Here is an 18,767-nt window from a genome sequence, read left to right as displayed (position 1 = left end):
TCTAAATTAAAATCCAACATTAAGGCCCAACGTAAACGTTTTAACATTCGGAATATCATTATTGGTTAAGCCGGTAAGTGCCGATTCAGGATCCATACCTTTATGCTTAGCAAGCGTGAAAGGGTTTTCTGCAGTTGCATAAATCCTAAGCGTTGATAAATGAATGGCTTCTAACCAGTTTTTCTTTAATGTATATCCTAAAGCAATGTTTTTTACACGTAAGAAAGACCCATCGTATAGGAAACGGGTAGATGTGCTGTTCCCCAAATCGGTATTGTTGATTACAAAACGAGGTACATCTGTTACGTCACCTGGTTTTTGCCAGCTATTGAAATTATCAACCGATAATTGTTTACCCACATTGGCACCTCCATGCATTAAATTTCCATAAAGGGTATCATAAATTTTTCCACCTGTTGAGAAATAAGTGAATACACTTAAATCGAACTGCTGGTACCTAAAGGTATTGTTAAAACCACCAGTAAATTTAGGCAATGATGAACCGAAATTATTGTACCTGGTAGCTGTTGACCAGTTTTTAGTGGTGATTCTGTTGCCTGTTGATTGACCGTTCACCACTTCATCCATATACCACATTGGTTTCCCATCAGCTGCGTCTACTCCTGCGTACTCGCGTAAATACCAGTCGTATCTGCTACCTCCAACAGTCCATCTTTTGGTCGCATCATCGGCATCAATAACCTCAGCCTGAGTCATTTTTTTGATCTTGTTTTTGTTAGAAGTAATGTTGAATGAAATGTTCCAGTCGAAATCTTTGGTTTTAACCGGATTTGCATTTAATAATACCTCCACACCATAATTATCCATCGAGGCTAAATTGGTGGTTAGCGTACGGAAGCCGGTTAACTGCGAAACGGGCTGGCCAAATAGTAATCCTTTAGAGCCACGTTTATAGTAAGAAACCTCTCCACTTAATTTTCCTTTAAAAATGGCAAATTCTAATCCTAGATCGAAAGTTGAATTTTGCTCCCAGCGTAAATCAGGGTTTGGTAATTGGAAATAATTGATACCTGATTGGCCTTCATAGTTTTTACCCAATGCATATAAGCCCTGTGCAGCATAACGTTCGATCCTGTCGTTACCAGATGTACCATAACTTCCTCTTAATTTCAACTCGTCAAGCCAGCTTACATTTTTAAGGAAATCTTCTCTTCCAATACGCCAGGCACCACCCACAGAGTAAAATGTTCCGTATTTATGGTCATCACCAAAAACAGAAGAACCATCTCTTCTTACGCTTCCAGATAAATAATATTTGGTATCGTAATTATAGGTTAACCTGGAGAAATACGATGCAAATCTTTTCTGGGTATAATAAGATTGGGTAGTATTTGGGGTTGAAGCAGAAATTAACTCATTGGTACCCGGAAAAGGAAAACCTGTAGCCTGGGCATAAATGTAATCCTGTTTGGTGCGGTAAGACTCCTGACCCAATAATACGTTAAAACTGTGCAGATTAAAAGTTTTATCGTAGGTTAAGGTGTTTTGGAAAGTAACCGTAACATCTTCTTTAGTATAACGGTATGCCCTGCCTTTAACACTTACCCCATCGCCATGTTCCATATTATAAAACTGACGTTCGCGGTTATTGATGTAATCAACAGCCACCATGGTTTTAGCTGTAAAATCTTTTAAAAATTTAATTTCGGCATAAGGACTCGTGATCACCCTGTTGGTGATGGTATTGTATTCGTTTAATTTTGATAAGCCAACCGGGTTAAAATCAGGTGTAACCGGATTGATGTAGTTATAAACCGGACTGCCAGTGGCATCATATACCACATTTCCGTTTGCATCCCTTACATATAAAGGATAAATATTTGCGGTTTGATCGGCAAAGTTTACCGGGTTATCAGAACCTGTGCTTCCTGCCGGGGTATTTTGCTCGGTACGGGCCAAACTATTGTTGATCCCTATTTTTAAGAAATCGGTCACATCAGAATTCATGTTAAACTTACCCGAATAACGTTTAAAATCTGAACGGATTACGATACCATTCTGCTCAAAATATCCGCCAGAAACAAAGAATTTAGTTTTCTCGTTACCTCCACTTGCCGATAAGTCGATATTTTTGGTAACACCTCTGCGCAATACTTCATCGCGCCAATTAGTATCGTAAAGCAATGCTGCACCATTGGCCAATACACCGTTTGCGCCATAAGGATTAGCGGTATTATATGGGTTTACAACCAATTTACCATTGGTTAATCCATTTGCGGCTGTAGCTGCAGCAGCTGGCGTTAAACCTGCGGCCAGGCGTTGTGCATAATACACATCCCAATAGGTTTTGTAATATTGGGTGGCATCCATTACCTCTGGTTTATCTACTGCCTGATAAGAGTAACCGGTATAGGCGCTCAGGTTTAATTTGGTCTGCCCCGCTTTACCTTGTTTGGTGGTAATCAATACTACGCCATTTGCTGCCCTTGAACCATAAATGGCTGCTGCTGTTGCATCCTTTAGTACTGTTAACGAAGCAATATCATTCGGATTAAGTGTAGATAATACATCAGAAGTTTGCGCTACGTTACTTAAATCGCCATTGGTAATCGGAATACCATCTACTACATAAAGAGGCGTGCTAGAGGCAGAAAAAGAGCCTACACCGCGAATACGCACAGTAGAGGTTGCTCCTGGCTGACCAGACACACTGGTTACCTGCACACCTGCTGCTGCCCCTTGCAATGCTTTTTCGAAAGAGGTAACCGGACGGTCCTTTAAAACATCGCTATCAACTACTGCTGCCGATCCGGTAAAGTTTTCTTTCTTTATCGTTCCGTAACCAATAATCATTACGTCCTGCAGGTTTTTAGAAGACGAAACCAATCGTACAGTTAGTGTTTCGCCCGTTATTTTTACTTCCTGTTCAGTATAGCCTACGTAACTGAGTACCAAAGTCTGTGCATCTGCAGGTACCGAGATCGAAAATGTTCCCTGCCCTGTAGTTTGGGTTAATTGTGATGTTCCTTTTATTTTTATTGATACACCAGGCAACGGCAAGCCATCGTCTGCATCAACCACTTTTCCGGTGATTGTTTTATTTTGCGCCAGGGCGTTGAAATAAGACAAAACGGTCACCATTAAAATCAATAGTAATTTTTGTTTCATGTTGAGAAATAAATAGTTAGTAATTAGTTTATAGTTTAGTTTTTAGCCGGGGTGCATGAAACCAAATCAATAAGCAATTTAGGGGCTATCAAAATCTCAAAATGTGCGAAAATCACCGTTTTTGATAAAGGGGCCATAAACGCAAAAAAGCAAACTCCAATCCTGGCAGTTTGCTTTTTTAATCATTATTAACCTAAACAGGAAAAAACTTCTACAAATTGTCCTGCAAGAGCTTCAAAAATAGTTTCATCCTGATATACAAAATATGCAGAAATCACTATTTATATTTTAATTCAACCTACTCTTCTTATACTTTAAAGGAGTAATATTGAACGTATTTTTAAATAACCTGATGAATGAGCTTGGGCATTCAAAACCCACTAACCCCACAATTTCATTTAAAGAATAAGTGGTGGTCTGTAATAATCTTTTGGCCCGGTTTAATCTCAGTTGCATCAAAAACTGGTAAGGACTGATCTCGTAAGCCTCTTTAAATGTCCTGAGCAAATGGTTAACCGATAAACAGGCCTGCTCTGCAATAGCCTCCAGAGTGATATTCTGGTTGTAATTACTGCTAATGTATTCTTTGGCTAGTGTTAATCTTTTTAAAACCTCCTCGCGGGTTTTGGTTTTGATAAAGCTGAGTTTATCCAGTTTCTGCACCACTTCGCGATCATAAATTTTATAATAGTTTAAAAGGCAGTGGTGCATATATTCATTGATCAGCATTTCGTCTTTTAAACCCTTATCGAGCTGGTTTTTAAGGTGCTGTACGTTAAAGCGCATATCGCCGGTAAAAGGATATAAAGATTCGATAAATGACGGCCTGCTTTTAGCCTCTTTCCCATCCAGTAAACTTTCGTTGCTGCCGGAGAGGCTATGATGAAAATCAGTAAAAAAATGCTCTCCGAAAGAAACTGAAAATGTATTTACAGGGCTTATCGAATCTATTTTACTGCAAAAGTTCGTTCCGGCGTTTACCACCGCAAAAGTATCAGGGTAAATACTGAATTTTCGTTTATTGATTTCGCAATCTTCGGCGCCGTTAAAAACAAATTTAATGGTATAAGCATCGTTCTGTTGCTCATAAACGGCTTCGCAAGTGCTTTCGCTTACAATTCTGTTTCTGTTGCTCAATTCTTTAACGTACCTCATGCCATTAATCTTCATTATAGTTACGCTGTTCTAAAATGATAAATTCGTTACCATAGGGATCAGAAAATGCAGCACTTAAACCCTCGCTTAAATAAGATGGTGTTTTTTTAAAAACAACTCCTCTCGATTTTAACCTGCAATAATCCTCCAGGCAATCATCACTTTGCAATACAATTTTATTGGTCTGGTTTTGATGCCGATGTTCCGAAAGAAAAATATTAGTTTCGCCGTCTGCCTTAACCAATATTCCTTTTTCCTGGCCGGGAAGCGTGGTTGCTTCCGTAGGCATCCCTAAACAATTGGCATAAAAGGCCCCCGCATCATTTAGTTGCTTCACTTGCACATAAAAGAATTTAGCAGAGGGACTCATTATTCCGTTTAATTGTATGGTGTAAAATTAAAGCGGAATTGAAAAGGAAGGATCACCCAAAAAGGGTGATTTTAGCATTATTTTTTAAAGGCAGATTCTTATAACTTAAATAAAACGCTTTTCTTTTGCGGTTTTAATGGCTTCGGCCTTTGAGTTTACATCGAGTTTGATGTAGATATTTTTTACATGGCTCCTTACCGTTTCCTGGTCGATAAAAAGATCATTGGCAATTTGAGGTTTGGTTTGTCCATTGGCTATCCTGTCCAATATCTCTGTTTCTCTTTTGGTTAATGGAGAGTTCAGGTTCTTTTGAAAAGAATGCATCACAATCCGCGCTACATTAGTGCTCATGGCACCGCCGCCTGTACTTACTTCCCTAACGGCATCGATAATTTTTGCCGCGCTCGAATTTTTGGTGAGGTAACCGCCCGCCCCCATGGTTAAAGCTTCGAATACGAGTTCGGGCGAATCGAATACGGTTAAAATGATGATATGGGCATTTGGCAAAGTTTTTTTGATAAAGGGCAATGCCTGTAAACCATTTGTACCTGGCATCTGGATATCAAGCAGGATTACATCCGGCTGATCGGCATCTAAATGTTTCCTGGCCAAATCGTATGATGCGTAAGAATTTACAACGGTAAAATCTTCTATATCAGTTAATAGCGACTCATAGCCCATTCTTAAAATATCATCGTCTTCTATTAAAACAATTCGTATAGTATGGTTCATTTTGGGTGTGTTTAATGATTAGACGGCTTTTATGCTATTTTGTGACAGGAATCCGGGTAGAAATTGTGGTTGTGGTCCCTTTTCCTTTAATAGAAGAAATCTGGAAAGTAGATTTTATCCTTTTACAACGTGTTTGAATATTGTTTAAACCTCTTCCCCTTTCAACGGATTCGAGATCGAAACCCTGGCCATCATCCGTGGTTAAAATATTGATGGTATGGTGATCCGTTTCGATAACCATAATGAGCACCTGTGTGGCTTTTGCATGTTTTAATACATTATTAAGCATTTCCTTAAAAATAAGCGTCAGGTTGCGGTTAAACTCCATTGATAGGTGCAGCTTTTGGTACTTAGGCAATACCCCTTCCATTTTAAAATCAACGCCTGTATTCTGGAATAAATCAATGCCAAAGTTTTTAATGTGTACCAAAATTTCGAAAAGATTATCACTGTGCGGATCCAGGGCCCAAAGGATATCTTTTGTACCGGTATAAAGCAAGCCTGCATTTTCCCTGATCAAGCGGATCAGTTCTTTCTGGTCTTTCTCCGCCCCATCTACTTTTTTATCTAAAAGCTCCGATAAAACATTAATCCGGGTTAATTTATTGCCGATATCGTCATGAAAATCTTCTGCCGTCTGCTTCCTGATTTTTTCCTGCTCTTTTAATTTTAATTTTTCGAACTGGTATTTTTTCCTTTCACGGGTTTTAAAAATGAGGTAGAAAATAAGCCAGATCAAAAAGATCATCACCAGAAAAGCAATAATCTTGAACAAAACAGTATCGTAATAAGGCGGTACAATGGTAAAACTAAACTGTTCGATATTGGATTGTTGACCGTTTGCAATGGCATATACCTGAAAAGTATAACTTCCTGGCCTGATGGCAGAATATTCAATTTCTGTATTGGGTACAGGTTTACTAAAATCGTTATCTATTCCAACCAGCTTATAACGGTAAAGCACACTTTCGGGGTTTGTGAGGTACACGCCTTTAAAACTGATTGAAATGTGGTTCTGACTATAGTTTAACTTGTAAAAGCTATCGTTTCTGCGGTTTAAATCAATAGAAAGATCTTTCGACCTGTCATTTTTATGAAAAACACTGACCTGCTGAATATGGATAAAAGGGCTTTTTTTGTTCTGGCTTTGGGGTACAATTTTGCATTGGATCAGCCCGTTGATGGTCCCCACCAAAATATTGTTTTTGTAATTGATAATCGCGTTTTGATTACACTCTACAATTAACGCATGATCTCTAAAAACATCGTAGCGTTGCTCCTGTTTATTAAAGGTTAACTTATTGATTCCACGCCCCGTTCCCGCCCATAAATTTCCACCATTATCAGTGGCCAGGCTATAAATATCATTAGAGTTAAGTCCGTTGGCAACTACATAACGTTTAATTTCTTTTGTTTTGAGGTTCCAGGTGATGATGCCATCTCCCAGCGTTGCAAAAATCAGGTTATCACCATGTTTAAGGATGCTTAATATATGTATGTGGCTAAGTGCTTTAATCTGGAATGTACGGTCGATTTTTTTATTTCTGATGAGCGTAACGCCATTAGAGGTTCCCAGCAGCACACTATCTTTACTTAAGGGATAGGGAAAAATGCAGGAGGAATAGCCTTCAAAGCCAGTTATTTTTTCAATTTTCCCATCTTTTAAATAAGTGGATGATTTTAATCCGTTTATCCAGATGCCGCCTTCACTATCCTCTCCAATACAACTGTTATCAAAACGTTCGGGCTTTAGTACCTGCGAAAATTTTTGACCATCGTATTTCCAAACGCCGTTACCATAAGTTGATATCCAGATATTTTTTGCTCTATCAGCATAAACGAAATAGATTTTTTTATCCTTGAAAACCGGATTATCGATCTGTACTACTTTTTTGCCGTCGTACTTAAAAACCCCTTTATTATAGGTGCCAAACCATAGGTTGTCGTTTTTATCTGCAGCAATCCCACTTATGGGGTAAGCTATGTTCTGACCTTTAAATTTATTATAGCGAATAAAAGCATCACCCTCATACTTATAAATCCCATCACTGAAACAAGAAATCCAGACGTTGTTTTCTGCATCGCTAAAAATCTCGTTTACCTGATTATCGCTCAGCCCGTTTTCGGCATTAAAATAAATAAAAGAACCGTTTTTATGGATAAGGTATGCTCCTTTTTCAGAACCTACCCACATGTTGCCTTTATTATCCTGTGCTAAAGCGTAATAGGTATCAATAGCTGGGTTTTTAAAAAAAGGTTTGGTTATTCCGTTTTCGAACACATAAATACCGCTACGGTAGGTTAACAGGTAAACTTTGTTCCTGTTTTTCTGGTCGAAAAGGATTTTTCTGATGGATAGCGCACTAATTTCGGCGGGCAATTCCTGATAAATGACCCATTTGTTATTTTTGAGCTGATAAATCCCTTTTTCTGCAACAACCGCATAAAGATTACCATATTGATCGGCATTAATGGCATTTACATATAATCCTCCTAAAGGATAGAAAGCAAGCTTGCCTTTTTCAATTTTAAAAAGTTTACGTTCGGTTATTCCCCAAATTGTACCCTGCTTATCTTTTAACAGATGGCTTACGTTTTTCCCTGAAAATATGGTGCTTATTTTTCCCTTTTTTAGCACATTGATCCCCACCTCGGTTCCAAAATAAATCTGCCTCTGGTTATCTTCAAGGATGCAGTTTACCGAATTTGAGCTCAAGCCATCGGCTTTGCTGTAAGAAGTAAATACTTTTCCGTCGAAATTGCTTACGCCCCCAAAAGTACCCAACCAGAGCGTTCTGTCTTTTGCCTGGTAAATAACCATTACCTGCGATTGTGGCAGGCCATCTTTTAAACTGTAATTGGTAAAGTTATAGCTTTGGGCCGATAGCTGAAGGCTACAAACCAAAATGAAAGAAATTATGAGATTTATCTTGACTATAGACAGTTTACTGCACATACAATACAAAATAAGTATAATTTCTTTCAAAAGCCATCCCCCTTTTTGGGGGATATTTTATGCGTTACCCATATATGGATCGGTTTGGGTAATTTCTCCGGTTTCTATTTTACCTGCATAACGTTGCTTAAAAACAGTATTGCCTGTTTGTACAATACTGAAATCGTACCAATTGGCATTTTTTGCGAGGTTAAACACGGCACTGGCACTCGATTTCGCCTTTATGCTTACTGTTTTAATACCTGTTTTATATTTGTTATCTATTATTTGCAGGGTAATTAAAACAGCACTTTTGTTCTCTATGGCAAAAACAAGGTTTCCGTTAAGTTTTTTACTTACCAAACCACTTTGTTCTGGATAGGCTTTTATCGAAACAGCAGGATTCTTTTTACTTCCGGAAAAATTCCTGTAGAAACCATTAGGCCCGCTGATGGCAAGGTCGTAAGCTTCGTTATCGAAATCATCTATTTTGATATTGTCTTTCAGCATATCGCCAGCCTTTACTGCATAAGCCCAGGTTTTACCTGCCACCCCTTTAAATTTGGCGATGGTATTCATATTGAACGGTGCGCCAATACTTTCAGTTTCACTGCCGAATAAGGTTTTAGCCGATTGGAAAGTAAGCTCGATTTCGTTGTTCACCACATTTGCATCTACCATTAAGTGGTAAGGCAGTGCGCAGGCATGTTTGGTTCCATTCTCCTGTTTAGGCGCATGGATTGATGTTTCACGTGAAAAGGATTCGAATTTATTGATTTTAGCTACCTCGGTTTTATTCAGGGCCGTTGGACCAACCTGTGCGGGTTTGTTTTTAGCATTTCCGATATTGGTTACCACCACATCGCGTTTTAAGGGCTCAGGAGATTTAATCTCTTCACCGTTGTAGGGTCTGAATACGGAAGTTAAATCGCCGGAAATATTTCTGCGCCAATCGCTGATGTTGTTACTTTTAACAGCTTTCCCTGTTTTTTTGGCCAGCCATTTTTCCATAAACATCAATGAAGAGGTATGGTCGAAAACCTGCGAATTTACAAAACCGCCCTTACTCCATGGCGAGGCAATAACCAAAGGTACACGGTAACCCAAACCAATCGGACTTCCCTTCCTTGCCTCGAAATCTGTTGCATAATTGATTCCGCTTGATACTTTTCCACTGCCCGGATCATCAGGATTCGGAACTACAAAAGGCGGCTGGTGATCGAAATAACCATCATTTTCATCGTAGGTTAAAACGAAGATTGTTTTTTTCCAAACCTCAGGGTTTTTCGTTAGGATATCCAAAGCCTCACTTACATACCACGTTCCATATAATGGCGAACTGGTATGGTCTGAAAAACGCTGTGGAGCCACTAACCAGGAAACGGTTGGCAGTTTTCCGCTGTCTACATCTTTTCTAAACTGGTGGAAAATATCCCCTTTTGGAACATTGATGGTTTCTGATTGGCCCTGATCATTTTTAAAGGTAAAAGGCTCAAGTTCCAGGTAATCTTTTTGAGAAATATTGGTGGTAAAGGCTTTATCAACCAGATTTTTCTCCTTTTGCGACAATTTATCGTATTTCTCCTGAACTTCTTTAGCTGTTAAGGCAGGTTTAACGGTATTATCGCCGTTTTTTCTGAAATAAGCTGATAATTTAACATTGTGTCTGCTGATGTATTCAACAGGATTATCACCGTAATTTCCCAACCAATCGTCTATTTCACCTTCAGGAAGTTTTGATGTCCAAAGTTCGTTTTGGTAAATGCGCCAGTCGATGCCATTATCTTCCAACGTTTCCTGAAAAGTTGGCCAGTCTACAAATACATTGTTCTGCGATTCCGCCTGATCATTGTTCACTACCGCCACACGGTTTGCGCTTTTCTCTCCACGAATGGTTCCGGTGAAAAAGAAGAGGCGGTTTGGTGTTGTTCCGGTTAATGAAGAACAAAAATGCTGATCACATATCGTAAAGGCATCGGCCATGGCATAATAGAAAGGAATATCATTCCGATCATAATAGGCCAAAGTCATCGGTGTTTTTACGGGTAGCCATTTATCATAACGACCGCCATTACGCGCGGCAACCTGATCATTCCACGAGTGTGGCAAACCACCTTGCCAGGTAATTTTCGTTTTGTTAATGTCGACATGAAAAGGTGCATAGGTATAACCCTGACCATCTTTTTGCAGCCAAACTTTGTTACCATCCGGCTGTATGTGCGGATGTGGATCATTAAAGCCACGAACGCCTTTCATTTTACCGAACATATGATCGAACGACCTGTTTTCCTGCATCAAAAAAACAATGTGTTCTGCATCATAAAAGGTGCTGCCTGGCTCTGGGTTAATCGACATGGCTTTTAGCACCGAACTGGGCAAAGTATTGGCCATGCCCGTGGCCCCGGCAAACAAGGCCGCTTTTTTTAAAAATTCTCTACGTGAGTCCATAAATTATACAATATAGCTTAGATACCGCAAGTTATAGTTTTCAGTTAGCATTTTTCAGTTGACAGTTAAATTTATAGTTCAAATTAGTCCGAAGTCCTTAGTCTGGAGCCCAAAGTCGATTAAGCAATCTATCCCAACAATAAAACAATCCAGCAATGAAACATTCCCCTGTTTTCAATTGGAAGTTTGCAATTTTCAGTTAACCTTTTAAACGAACCCACGTTACTTCTGAAACACCCTTACATAATCAACCTTCATGGTTGCCGGGAAAATAGCATCATCAACACCTTTTTTTCCACCCCAGCCGCCACCCACAGCTACATTTAAAATCACGTGGAAATTCTGATCGAAAGGCCAATCGCCCGATCCTTTTTTGGTATTGTTAAAAGTGAGGTATTTTTGATCGTCGATAAAGAAATCAATGCGATCGGCAAACCATTCTATGGCATAAACATGGTACTCGGTATAAGGATTATTAACCTTTAAGGCTTTACCTACCTGAGTTTTGATGACGTGGTTAAATTTTTCGGTATGTACGGTTCCATGCACACTGTCAGGATCGTAGCCCACATGTTCCATAATATCAATTTCGCCGCTTTTTGGCCAGTTACCATATTTCCAATCAGTTGGTAATGCCCAAATTGCAGGCCACAAACCCCTGCCTTTTGGCAACATAGCGCGCACTTCTACTCTGCCGTATTTAAAGTCGAATTTGTTTTTGGTTACCAGCCTGGCCGAGGTATAATGGTTGGCCTCTTTATCAGCCTTTATCGCAGTAATATTCAGGTTTCCTTTTTTTACCACGGCGTTTGCACTATCGGCATCAGTGTAATATTGAAGCTCGTTATTTCCCCAGCCTTTTCCGCCCACGTCATAACTCCAGTTTTTGGCTAAAGGCAATCCGGCATCATCAAATTCATCTGCCCATTTTAATTTCCACCCTTGCACAACCGGCGTTTTTTTAATTTCTTCGAAAAGCAATTCAGGCTCGTTAGTGGTAATATAATCTACTTTATGTGCCAAAAGCCACTGCATCTCCGGTGCCGTATTTACCGTCCAGGCATTTACAGTTAAACCCAGTTTTTGCGCGTTTTCGATCCAGTTATCTTTTTGGTAAACACTATAATGATAATCAACACCCGTTAATTTATCTGCTTTCATCTGCTCGGCACTGATTTCACCTCTTAAATAAGCCACTTTTGCTTTTGGCAATAAAGCTAAAACACGTTTGCAGTAATCGTAATCAAAACTGATGTACTCTACCCAGTCCGTTACTTTTAACTTCTGCACCATTTCTACGGATTTATTGGTGACGTCAATACCGCGTTCTTTACTGATGAGTGATGGTTTGATCTCCAAAATCAGTTTCGTACTTTTCTGTTTTTTTCCTTCGAGCAAATAAGCCTCTAAAGTTGGGATCTTCTCCCCATTGCTCATGGTTTTAGTCAATAACTCATTATAGCTAACTTTTTCGATGGTTAAACCCTGAAATTCCGGATCGTGGTTAATCACCAAAACACCGTCTGCCGTCATCCATACGTCGAACTCTGAGCCATAACAGCCTAGTTTTACAGCTTCATTTAGAGAAGCGATGGAATTTTGAGGGAAATTGTTTTTCTTCCAGGCGCCACGGTGCGCGATTACCTGGTTTTTGTTCCAGTTAAATTTTTGGGCAAAAGAAGCAGTAAAAATGAACAACATCAGTGCAGAAATAAGTACTCGTTTCATGTTTTGGTTTTATTTATGAAGCCATCATAATCAATCATTCTATAGAGATCTTAAAGTCATGCTGGCCTTGTTATGCGGATGAAAATTCAAAAGTAGATTTTTAGCCCGAAAACAAAATAAAGTTAATGTAACCATTATATGAACAAAAACAAAAAGCTTACCCATCCGGATAAGCTACTTTGATCATTAACTATTCAATATTCCACCACTTCTACATGATGTAATTTCTTATTTATTTCGAGCCCATCGGTTCTATCAGTTCTGCTTTCATTTTATACCTGCTGCTATATGTGGCAGCCATTTTTATAAATTTGTTATAACCACCCTCATCGTGCGCTTTTTTATGTATTGCCGCAGCAGTTTTCATAAACTCAAGACCGCTATCTTCTGTAACAATGGCATCAGCCCATTGACAAAAGAGTTTGGTAATTTCTGGTGTAAAACCATTTTTAACCAGTAGCGTACTGTAAAGCGCATTGAAGTGATATTGATATAAAACCGGATTTTTGATTGAGAATTTCAGAAAACATGCAGTATCTTTTTTTATACTCAAAAAGTATTTGTTGCCTAAAGTTTGAAGGCATATTTTCCAGCTTTTATCTGAAAAATATTTTTTCTGGCTTGCCAAAAATCTTTCAAAAGCAAGATCATTCAAATCTGTTTTTAATGTTTTGACCAACTTTTGCGTTAATCCATAATCTATTACAGGCTGCAATACATCCTCGCCATAAAGAGATGCGAAACCATTATAATCAGAAAAAATAGTTGCAATTGCCTTTTCATCAGCCGATCTCGAAACCAAATAAGGCAACAAGGCATTCTCGGCCTTAAAGTTTTTTACCGTATCACTATAAGCAGCCAAAGTACTGCCTGATAGCCCTTTCCTTGTTTTACAGAATTCTATATAAAAGGCCGGGTATTTCTTTTCTTCGTATTTTGTCGAAAAACCAGATAAAAACTGATGTTCGCTTGCCTTCTGGCGTGCGCTGGTAAACAATGCGATTAAATTTCCAGGATCTTTATATCCCGATGATGAGCTGATTAACTTTCCATCTCCATTTAAAATTAAAAAAGTTGGGAAACCATTTAAAATGTGCTGCACTTTTAGGGTATCGCCTAGTTTATCTTTAAAAATATCGACTTTAAGCATCAGGAAATTTTTATCCATTTCTGATTTTACTACAGCATTTGGAAAAACATTTTCATCCATTTGAGCACATGGAATGCATCCTGTGAAGTAACAGTCGACAAAAATGAGTTTGTTCTCTTTCTTGGCTTGCTGCAATACGCTATTTAACGATTGGCTTTGCGCAAAGCAACCAAAAGCAACCAGCCATAAACAAAGTGTATGGAGTAATTTTTTCATCTGTGTAATTATTTTTTGGTTATGGATATATTTTGTTTTTCACCGTTTACGGTATAAGAAATTTTAAATGTTTTACCCGATGGGGCTTCTAAAACCAAAAGCATTTTCTTGCTGTTTTTAAGTAGAACTGATGTGGCAACTCCATCAATATCTTCAATCACCTGTCCCGCTTTTATCGTTTCACCTTCCACCGGAGCCACTATGCTTAATAATTTTAATTTTCCATCCTGATCGAAGCCGAATAAATACGCACCCAAAACAAAATCGTTGGGGAAATTTAAGGTATGGTTCGGTACAAAATGAATTTCCTTTTTCTGCATGTTGATGGTAAAATTATACCTGCCGATGGTGCGTATCCCGATAGAGCCATCAAAACCAGGATTCCAGTTTTCGCTCTGACCACCTCCCGCCATTAGGGTAACCGGGAAATTTGAAAGCTTGGGCATGTTGGCAAAAGAGAATGCCGCCGCTTTTCCACTGTACGTAGGCGTGCTTATGCCCATACTGGTGGTTGTACCATTGTATTCGGGCTTAAAACCGCTTACCAGCAATTTATTTTTTTTGACAAAGGGCCTGAAACAGATGAGGTTGTACGATGCGCCGGTATCAAACACAAATTCTCCGGCATTTGCCTGCCCTGGCATAATGCTTACCTCGCCAGGGATGATAAACAAACCGGCTGGCAAACTAACCGGAACAGAAGTCCCTTGATCATTGTACTGGTAATCGCCGAAATTGTACAGGTAAAGTTCTTTCTTATCGAAATCGACTTTGGTAATGTAGTTTTTGGCAATGCTGTTCCCGATGATACCATCGCTGCCTTTATGCATTTCAGGGAAAATTGCGAAACTCTGGTTTTTCAACACAAAAGTATCGAGCTGAATGGTATTACCTTCTGAAACGGATATCTGCATGTTGCCACCCACCACCGAAGTGCTTTGCTGACGAGTAGCTTTAATTCCTACCGAATCGGCAAGTGATTTTGTAATGGCCATTCCATCGGCACCGGTATCAAAAAGCAACTTTAAAGGCCGTTGGCTGTTATTTACCTTAACGGTTAAAATAATCGATCCATCTTGAACTTCAAAAGGAATTTTAGCCACCAAAAGGGATTTTTTATAGCGGTTCATGCCATAAAGCTGGTCGAATATATCAATGTAACGCAACTTGTAATTAGAATCTACATAAACCCCGCTTTCCTTCCCTGCTTTACCTTTATTGAAAGGTATGATGGTAAGTTGGATTCCGTCAACGGTTTTTGTTTCGTTTTTAAGTTGAACGGAATCGCAGGCATAACGCTGCAAAATGGTTTTTAGCATTCCTTCTGCGGATGGTCTGGTATATGCTGCAATAGAGAAACCGACGCTTAAATCATCTTTTATGGTTTCAGCAGATTTTGTGTGGAAAAGCACATTCAAATGGCTGATAAGTGCTTGGGCATTATTCTGTGCCTGTGCAATTATTGGGCAAAAGAACAGGACCATGATGGTTAGAATTTTAAATTTCATTATTGGGTAGATGGTTAACTGCCTTTTTTTGTATAGGAGATTTTTGCCGAGGGCAGATCCGAAATTTCGCCCCATACCCTGATGTTCTGGTTATTGATGAGCAGCATCAACGTTGATTTAACATTTGCCGAAGAAATATTCAGGTTGGCCGAAATTAACTTTCGCTGTTTAGGAACTTTTAAGGTGAAAAAATCGTTACTGCCATTGGTTTTATAGCTTCGAGAAATGCCACTATCATCCGAAAATGAAATCCATACCGATTTGTTCTTAAGGCCTCTCAATGTCCCGCTGATCTGTATGGTATCTTTTTGCAGGCTTAACTCAGGGATAAAAAGGAACAAAAGCGTTGCCAGCAATAAGTTTTTTATTGTAATCATGGAATAATTGAAAATATATAAAAAAGCCCTGCCACCGGTATTGCGGCAAAGGCTTAAGCACTAATTAGCGAGTGTTTTTTGAAGCAAGGCTTTAAGTTCTGGCTGCGATGGTCGCGGAGAATCGACCGTTACAATTTTGCCCTGTTTATCGAAAACTAAAAAGCGCGGAATGGTATTGATTTTATAATATTTGGAAAACTCATTTCCCGGACCTCCGGCAAAAAGCTGTAAACCACCCAAATTCTCATCTTTGATCATTTTAAGCCATTTTTCTTTGTCTTTTTCGGCATCGGTAGATAAGCTGATGATCTGCACATCTGTGCCTTTCATTTCTTCTTCTAATTTTTTAAGATATGGGATTTCGGCTTTGCAGGGGCCGCACCAGGTTGCCCAGGTATCAACCAACACCACTTTTCCTTTAAAATCTTTCATGCTGTACATTTTACCAGTGTTATCAGCATAAGAAAACTCGTAAGCATCGGTTCCCGGTTTGTAGGTTAACAAAGGGTTCATGATGTTGCTGCTACGCTCTTTTTGTGATTTGGTAATTACATACTTATCGTATTTTTCCATTAAGGTTTGATAATCACCTATTGTTTTATATCCTGCTGCATTATCTAAAGCCAGATCGCCTTTCAATGTATCGTTCGGAACGAACGAAGCAAAAAGATCAACCCCTTCAACGCCTCTTTTATAGGCTTTTCCTTGTTGACGCATGTTTACGCTGATGATTGCAGATAGTGTACGGAATCCCCACGGATAACTATATACCTTATTGGTTGTTTTGGCAAAATCCTCTGCTTTTATCGTGCTATAAAAATTGCTATACTCTTCTACTGAAGGGTGTGCCGAGCGGGGAGTATTTAAAAAATTGGTTGCATAACTTGCCAAATCCCAGGCCATTATAGTCTTGATCTCTTTATCAAACCTGGCATTTCCGGTTGTTTTTCCATTTAAGAAAGTTTTGGTTTTGGCCACAACTTCTTCCTGCTCAGGGAAATAATCTACAAAGGTGCTCTGTACCTTCATAAAGTTGATCGCTTTTTGTTCCAATGGGAAAGTTAGGTCGTGCCATTGCGTTAATACCACATTTTCTTTTGAATTTAGTTTACCCGTTAACACATAACTCGAATCGAGCAGGTTAACCGATAACTGTTCGCCACCCTTAAAGTAAAATTTGTAGTTATCGTTAGGGCCATTCTCATTTCCAGTACCGATTACGTATAAGCCTTCGTACTCGGGATAGAATAAGAAGCCAAACTGACCATTCGCGCTTGGATTGGCATTGGCAATTTCTACTGTCTTACCATCTTTTACTTTAAACAGTTTTACGGCAGAGATCCTTTTTTTCTTGAACAACCCCTTAACTTCAATGGGCAGTTGCGCCATTGCAGCAATGCTTGTGATGCACAAAAGTGCACTTAATAGTGTTTTAATTTTCATTGGTTTAATTATATGTTTTGTTTGAAGAATTGATTAACGCTCTCGGTAGGTTAAGCTTTTGATTTTTCCGAAACCCGTATAATTTTTATAGAGTATCAGATCTCCATTTACCGGCGGCACAGTATAAATGCCTAGGCTTCCATTCTGGCCTTCGGGCAATGCGGCATCGTAAGCACCAACCATTAGTTTGTTCGAATCTTTATATTTCGTGGTATTTTTAAACTCGTAAAACTGTAGGAAAGAGACTTTTTTAGTTCCCAGATCCAACATGAGCTTTGTTGTTTTTAACGACATATCGTACTCATAAACCTTTCCGCCCACGCTGTAGAAAATGTAACCTAAATCAGGACTAACGGCATAAAATTCTGCATTGGCAAAATCTGTTGCCAAAATTTCTGCATAATAAGATTGTGCATTATTACCGCTGTTAAACCTGGCCAGCAATCTTTTTGAAGAGTTGGGATCTTTAAGCACGCTAAAAACTTCCCCTCCGTTAAAGCCTACCCATTGCATGTAAATTAAATCCATGCCAGTGGTAAAACTGAATAGTTTTTGGGCATCAGCTGGATCAGGAATCGTGGAACAGGTAGCCGCACTGCCCGCGTGCTTTACAAACCTGCGGTTGGTGGTATCATAAAATACGGCATGGGCACTGGCAACAATCAGGTGGTTGCCCGCAATAAAAGGTGCCACTTTAAATTCCTTCTGTTCGGAGGCAATGTAATTTATCGGGGCTGAATAGTAAATATTCTGTACCCGCTCATAATAATAGGCATTTCCCTTACCAATCATATAAGATGCCCCACTGGCACGCTGCTTAATTACATCGGCATAAAATGCTTCGGGTACATTTCCGAACATTTCGTAAGTGAGCCCCATGGTTTTTGTCCATTTAAAGGTATTTGGATCGACTTTTTGAGTGCTTTTATCAGTGCCAAAATATAAACCATAACTAATCTGATCCGGGCCAACCAATAAACCCGTGCTATAGGTGTAAGCCAGAACAGGTTTTCCTTCCAGTTTTAATTCAGATCCTGTTGTAGCCAATAAATCTGTTATCAGGTCGAACTCCCCGGCAGTATTGAGCGAAAGCATATCTACTCTTGCTTTGCCCGATACATCACACATCATCATCCAGCCTTCGTTAATTTCATTTACTACTTTTAGCGTAAATGGATACCTGAATTTAATACCCGAATTTTTATCGGTTACCGAATAATAAAACTGGTAAGTTCCGGCAATAACCGTCATTTTTACATCGAGATTTTTCGAGGTGGCCAAAACAAAAAGTTTACTTCCACCTAATCCATTTGGTCCGATGTAAGACCATTCGTAAGTATACCGTGATTCGTCGGCACCGGCATCTTCTGTAAATTTTAAATCGGGTTTTAAAACAAATTGCTTACCATATACAGCAGTTAAATCGGTAGCGATGCCACCAACGGTTGACAGCTCGTTTATTTCGTTGTAATTGTAATTTCCCAGATCCTTTTTGCAGGCACTAAAAATGGCTACAATGCAAAGTGCTGCGATTATCATGTATTTTTTGAAAATCATAATCATTAATTTTAGAGTA

The 18,767-nt window shown here is 39.2% G+C and carries 12 protein-coding genes; all 12 read right to left on the bottom strand.

From position 1 onward, the window contains the following. Positions 1 to 6 precede the first annotated feature (6 nt). The 12 genes from U859_RS0101575 to U859_RS0101515 all read right to left on the bottom strand — a co-directional run bounded on the left by U859_RS0101575 (position 7) and on the right by U859_RS0101515 (position 18,748). Positions 7 to 3,129 (bottom strand): SusC/RagA family TonB-linked outer membrane protein, encoded by a 3,123-nt coding sequence (locus U859_RS0101575; RefSeq protein WP_025141692.1) that lies wholly within the window; start codon positions 3,127 to 3,129, stop codon positions 7 to 9. 288 nt (positions 3,130 to 3,417) lie between these two features. Next, positions 3,418 to 4,284: an AraC family transcriptional regulator gene (locus U859_RS0101565; RefSeq protein WP_029985350.1), complete on the bottom strand. Its 867-nt coding sequence runs from the start codon at positions 4,282 to 4,284 to the stop codon at positions 3,418 to 3,420. Positions 4,285 to 4,288: 4 nt separating this feature from the next. Then, entirely contained in the window at positions 4,289 to 4,654 is a 366-nt protein-coding gene (locus tag U859_RS0101560) for a VOC family protein (protein WP_025141690.1), read from the bottom strand. Between the two features lie 105 nt (positions 4,655 to 4,759). Then, entirely contained in the window at positions 4,760 to 5,386 is a 627-nt protein-coding gene (locus tag U859_RS0101555) for a response regulator transcription factor (protein ID WP_025141689.1), read from the bottom strand. Positions 5,387 to 5,420: 34 nt separating this feature from the next. Beyond that, on the bottom strand, positions 5,421 to 8,291 hold the full coding sequence (locus U859_RS0101550) for a two-component regulator propeller domain-containing protein (RefSeq protein WP_162799835.1): 2,871 nt from the start codon (positions 8,289 to 8,291) through the stop codon (positions 5,421 to 5,423). A 108-nt stretch (positions 8,292 to 8,399) separates the two neighbouring features. After that, complete coding sequence (locus tag U859_RS0101545) at positions 8,400 to 10,769, bottom strand: phosphocholine-specific phospholipase C (RefSeq protein WP_025141687.1); 2,370 nt, start codon at positions 10,767 to 10,769, stop codon at positions 8,400 to 8,402. Positions 10,770 to 10,991: 222 nt separating this feature from the next. After that, the gene (locus tag U859_RS0101540) at positions 10,992 to 12,497 is read right to left on the bottom strand and encodes a glycerophosphodiester phosphodiesterase family protein (protein WP_025141686.1); all 1,506 of its coding nucleotides are present in this window, start codon (positions 12,495 to 12,497) and stop codon (positions 10,992 to 10,994) included. A gap of 232 nt (positions 12,498 to 12,729) precedes the next feature. After that, the gene (locus tag U859_RS30835) at positions 12,730 to 13,863 is read right to left on the bottom strand and encodes a thioredoxin family protein (protein ID WP_025141685.1); all 1,134 of its coding nucleotides are present in this window, start codon (positions 13,861 to 13,863) and stop codon (positions 12,730 to 12,732) included. 8 nt (positions 13,864 to 13,871) lie between these two features. Further along, the gene (locus tag U859_RS0101530; RefSeq protein WP_025141684.1) at positions 13,872 to 15,371 is read right to left on the bottom strand and encodes a retropepsin-like aspartic protease; all 1,500 of its coding nucleotides are present in this window, start codon (positions 15,369 to 15,371) and stop codon (positions 13,872 to 13,874) included. 14 nt (positions 15,372 to 15,385) lie between these two features. Then, positions 15,386 to 15,748: a hypothetical protein gene (locus U859_RS0101525; protein ID WP_025141683.1), complete on the bottom strand. Its 363-nt coding sequence runs from the start codon at positions 15,746 to 15,748 to the stop codon at positions 15,386 to 15,388. A 60-nt stretch (positions 15,749 to 15,808) separates the two neighbouring features. Then, positions 15,809 to 17,191 carry a TlpA family protein disulfide reductase gene (locus U859_RS0101520; protein WP_025141682.1) on the bottom strand — a complete coding sequence of 461 codons (1,383 nt, stop codon included), beginning with the start codon at positions 17,189 to 17,191 and terminating at the stop codon, positions 15,809 to 15,811. A gap of 33 nt (positions 17,192 to 17,224) precedes the next feature. Continuing rightward, positions 17,225 to 18,748, bottom strand: coding sequence for a PKD-like family lipoprotein (locus U859_RS0101515; protein WP_162799834.1), 1,524 nt, complete (start codon positions 18,746 to 18,748; stop codon positions 17,225 to 17,227). Positions 18,749 to 18,767 lie beyond the last annotated feature (19 nt).

It is taken from the genome of Pedobacter jeongneungensis (assembly GCF_000633455.1).
In the GTDB taxonomy this organism is placed as follows: domain Bacteria; phylum Bacteroidota; class Bacteroidia; order Sphingobacteriales; family Sphingobacteriaceae; genus Pedobacter; species Pedobacter jeongneungensis_A.
Note: the sequence above shows the minus strand (reverse complement) of the source record. Positions and strands in the feature narration are given on the sequence as shown.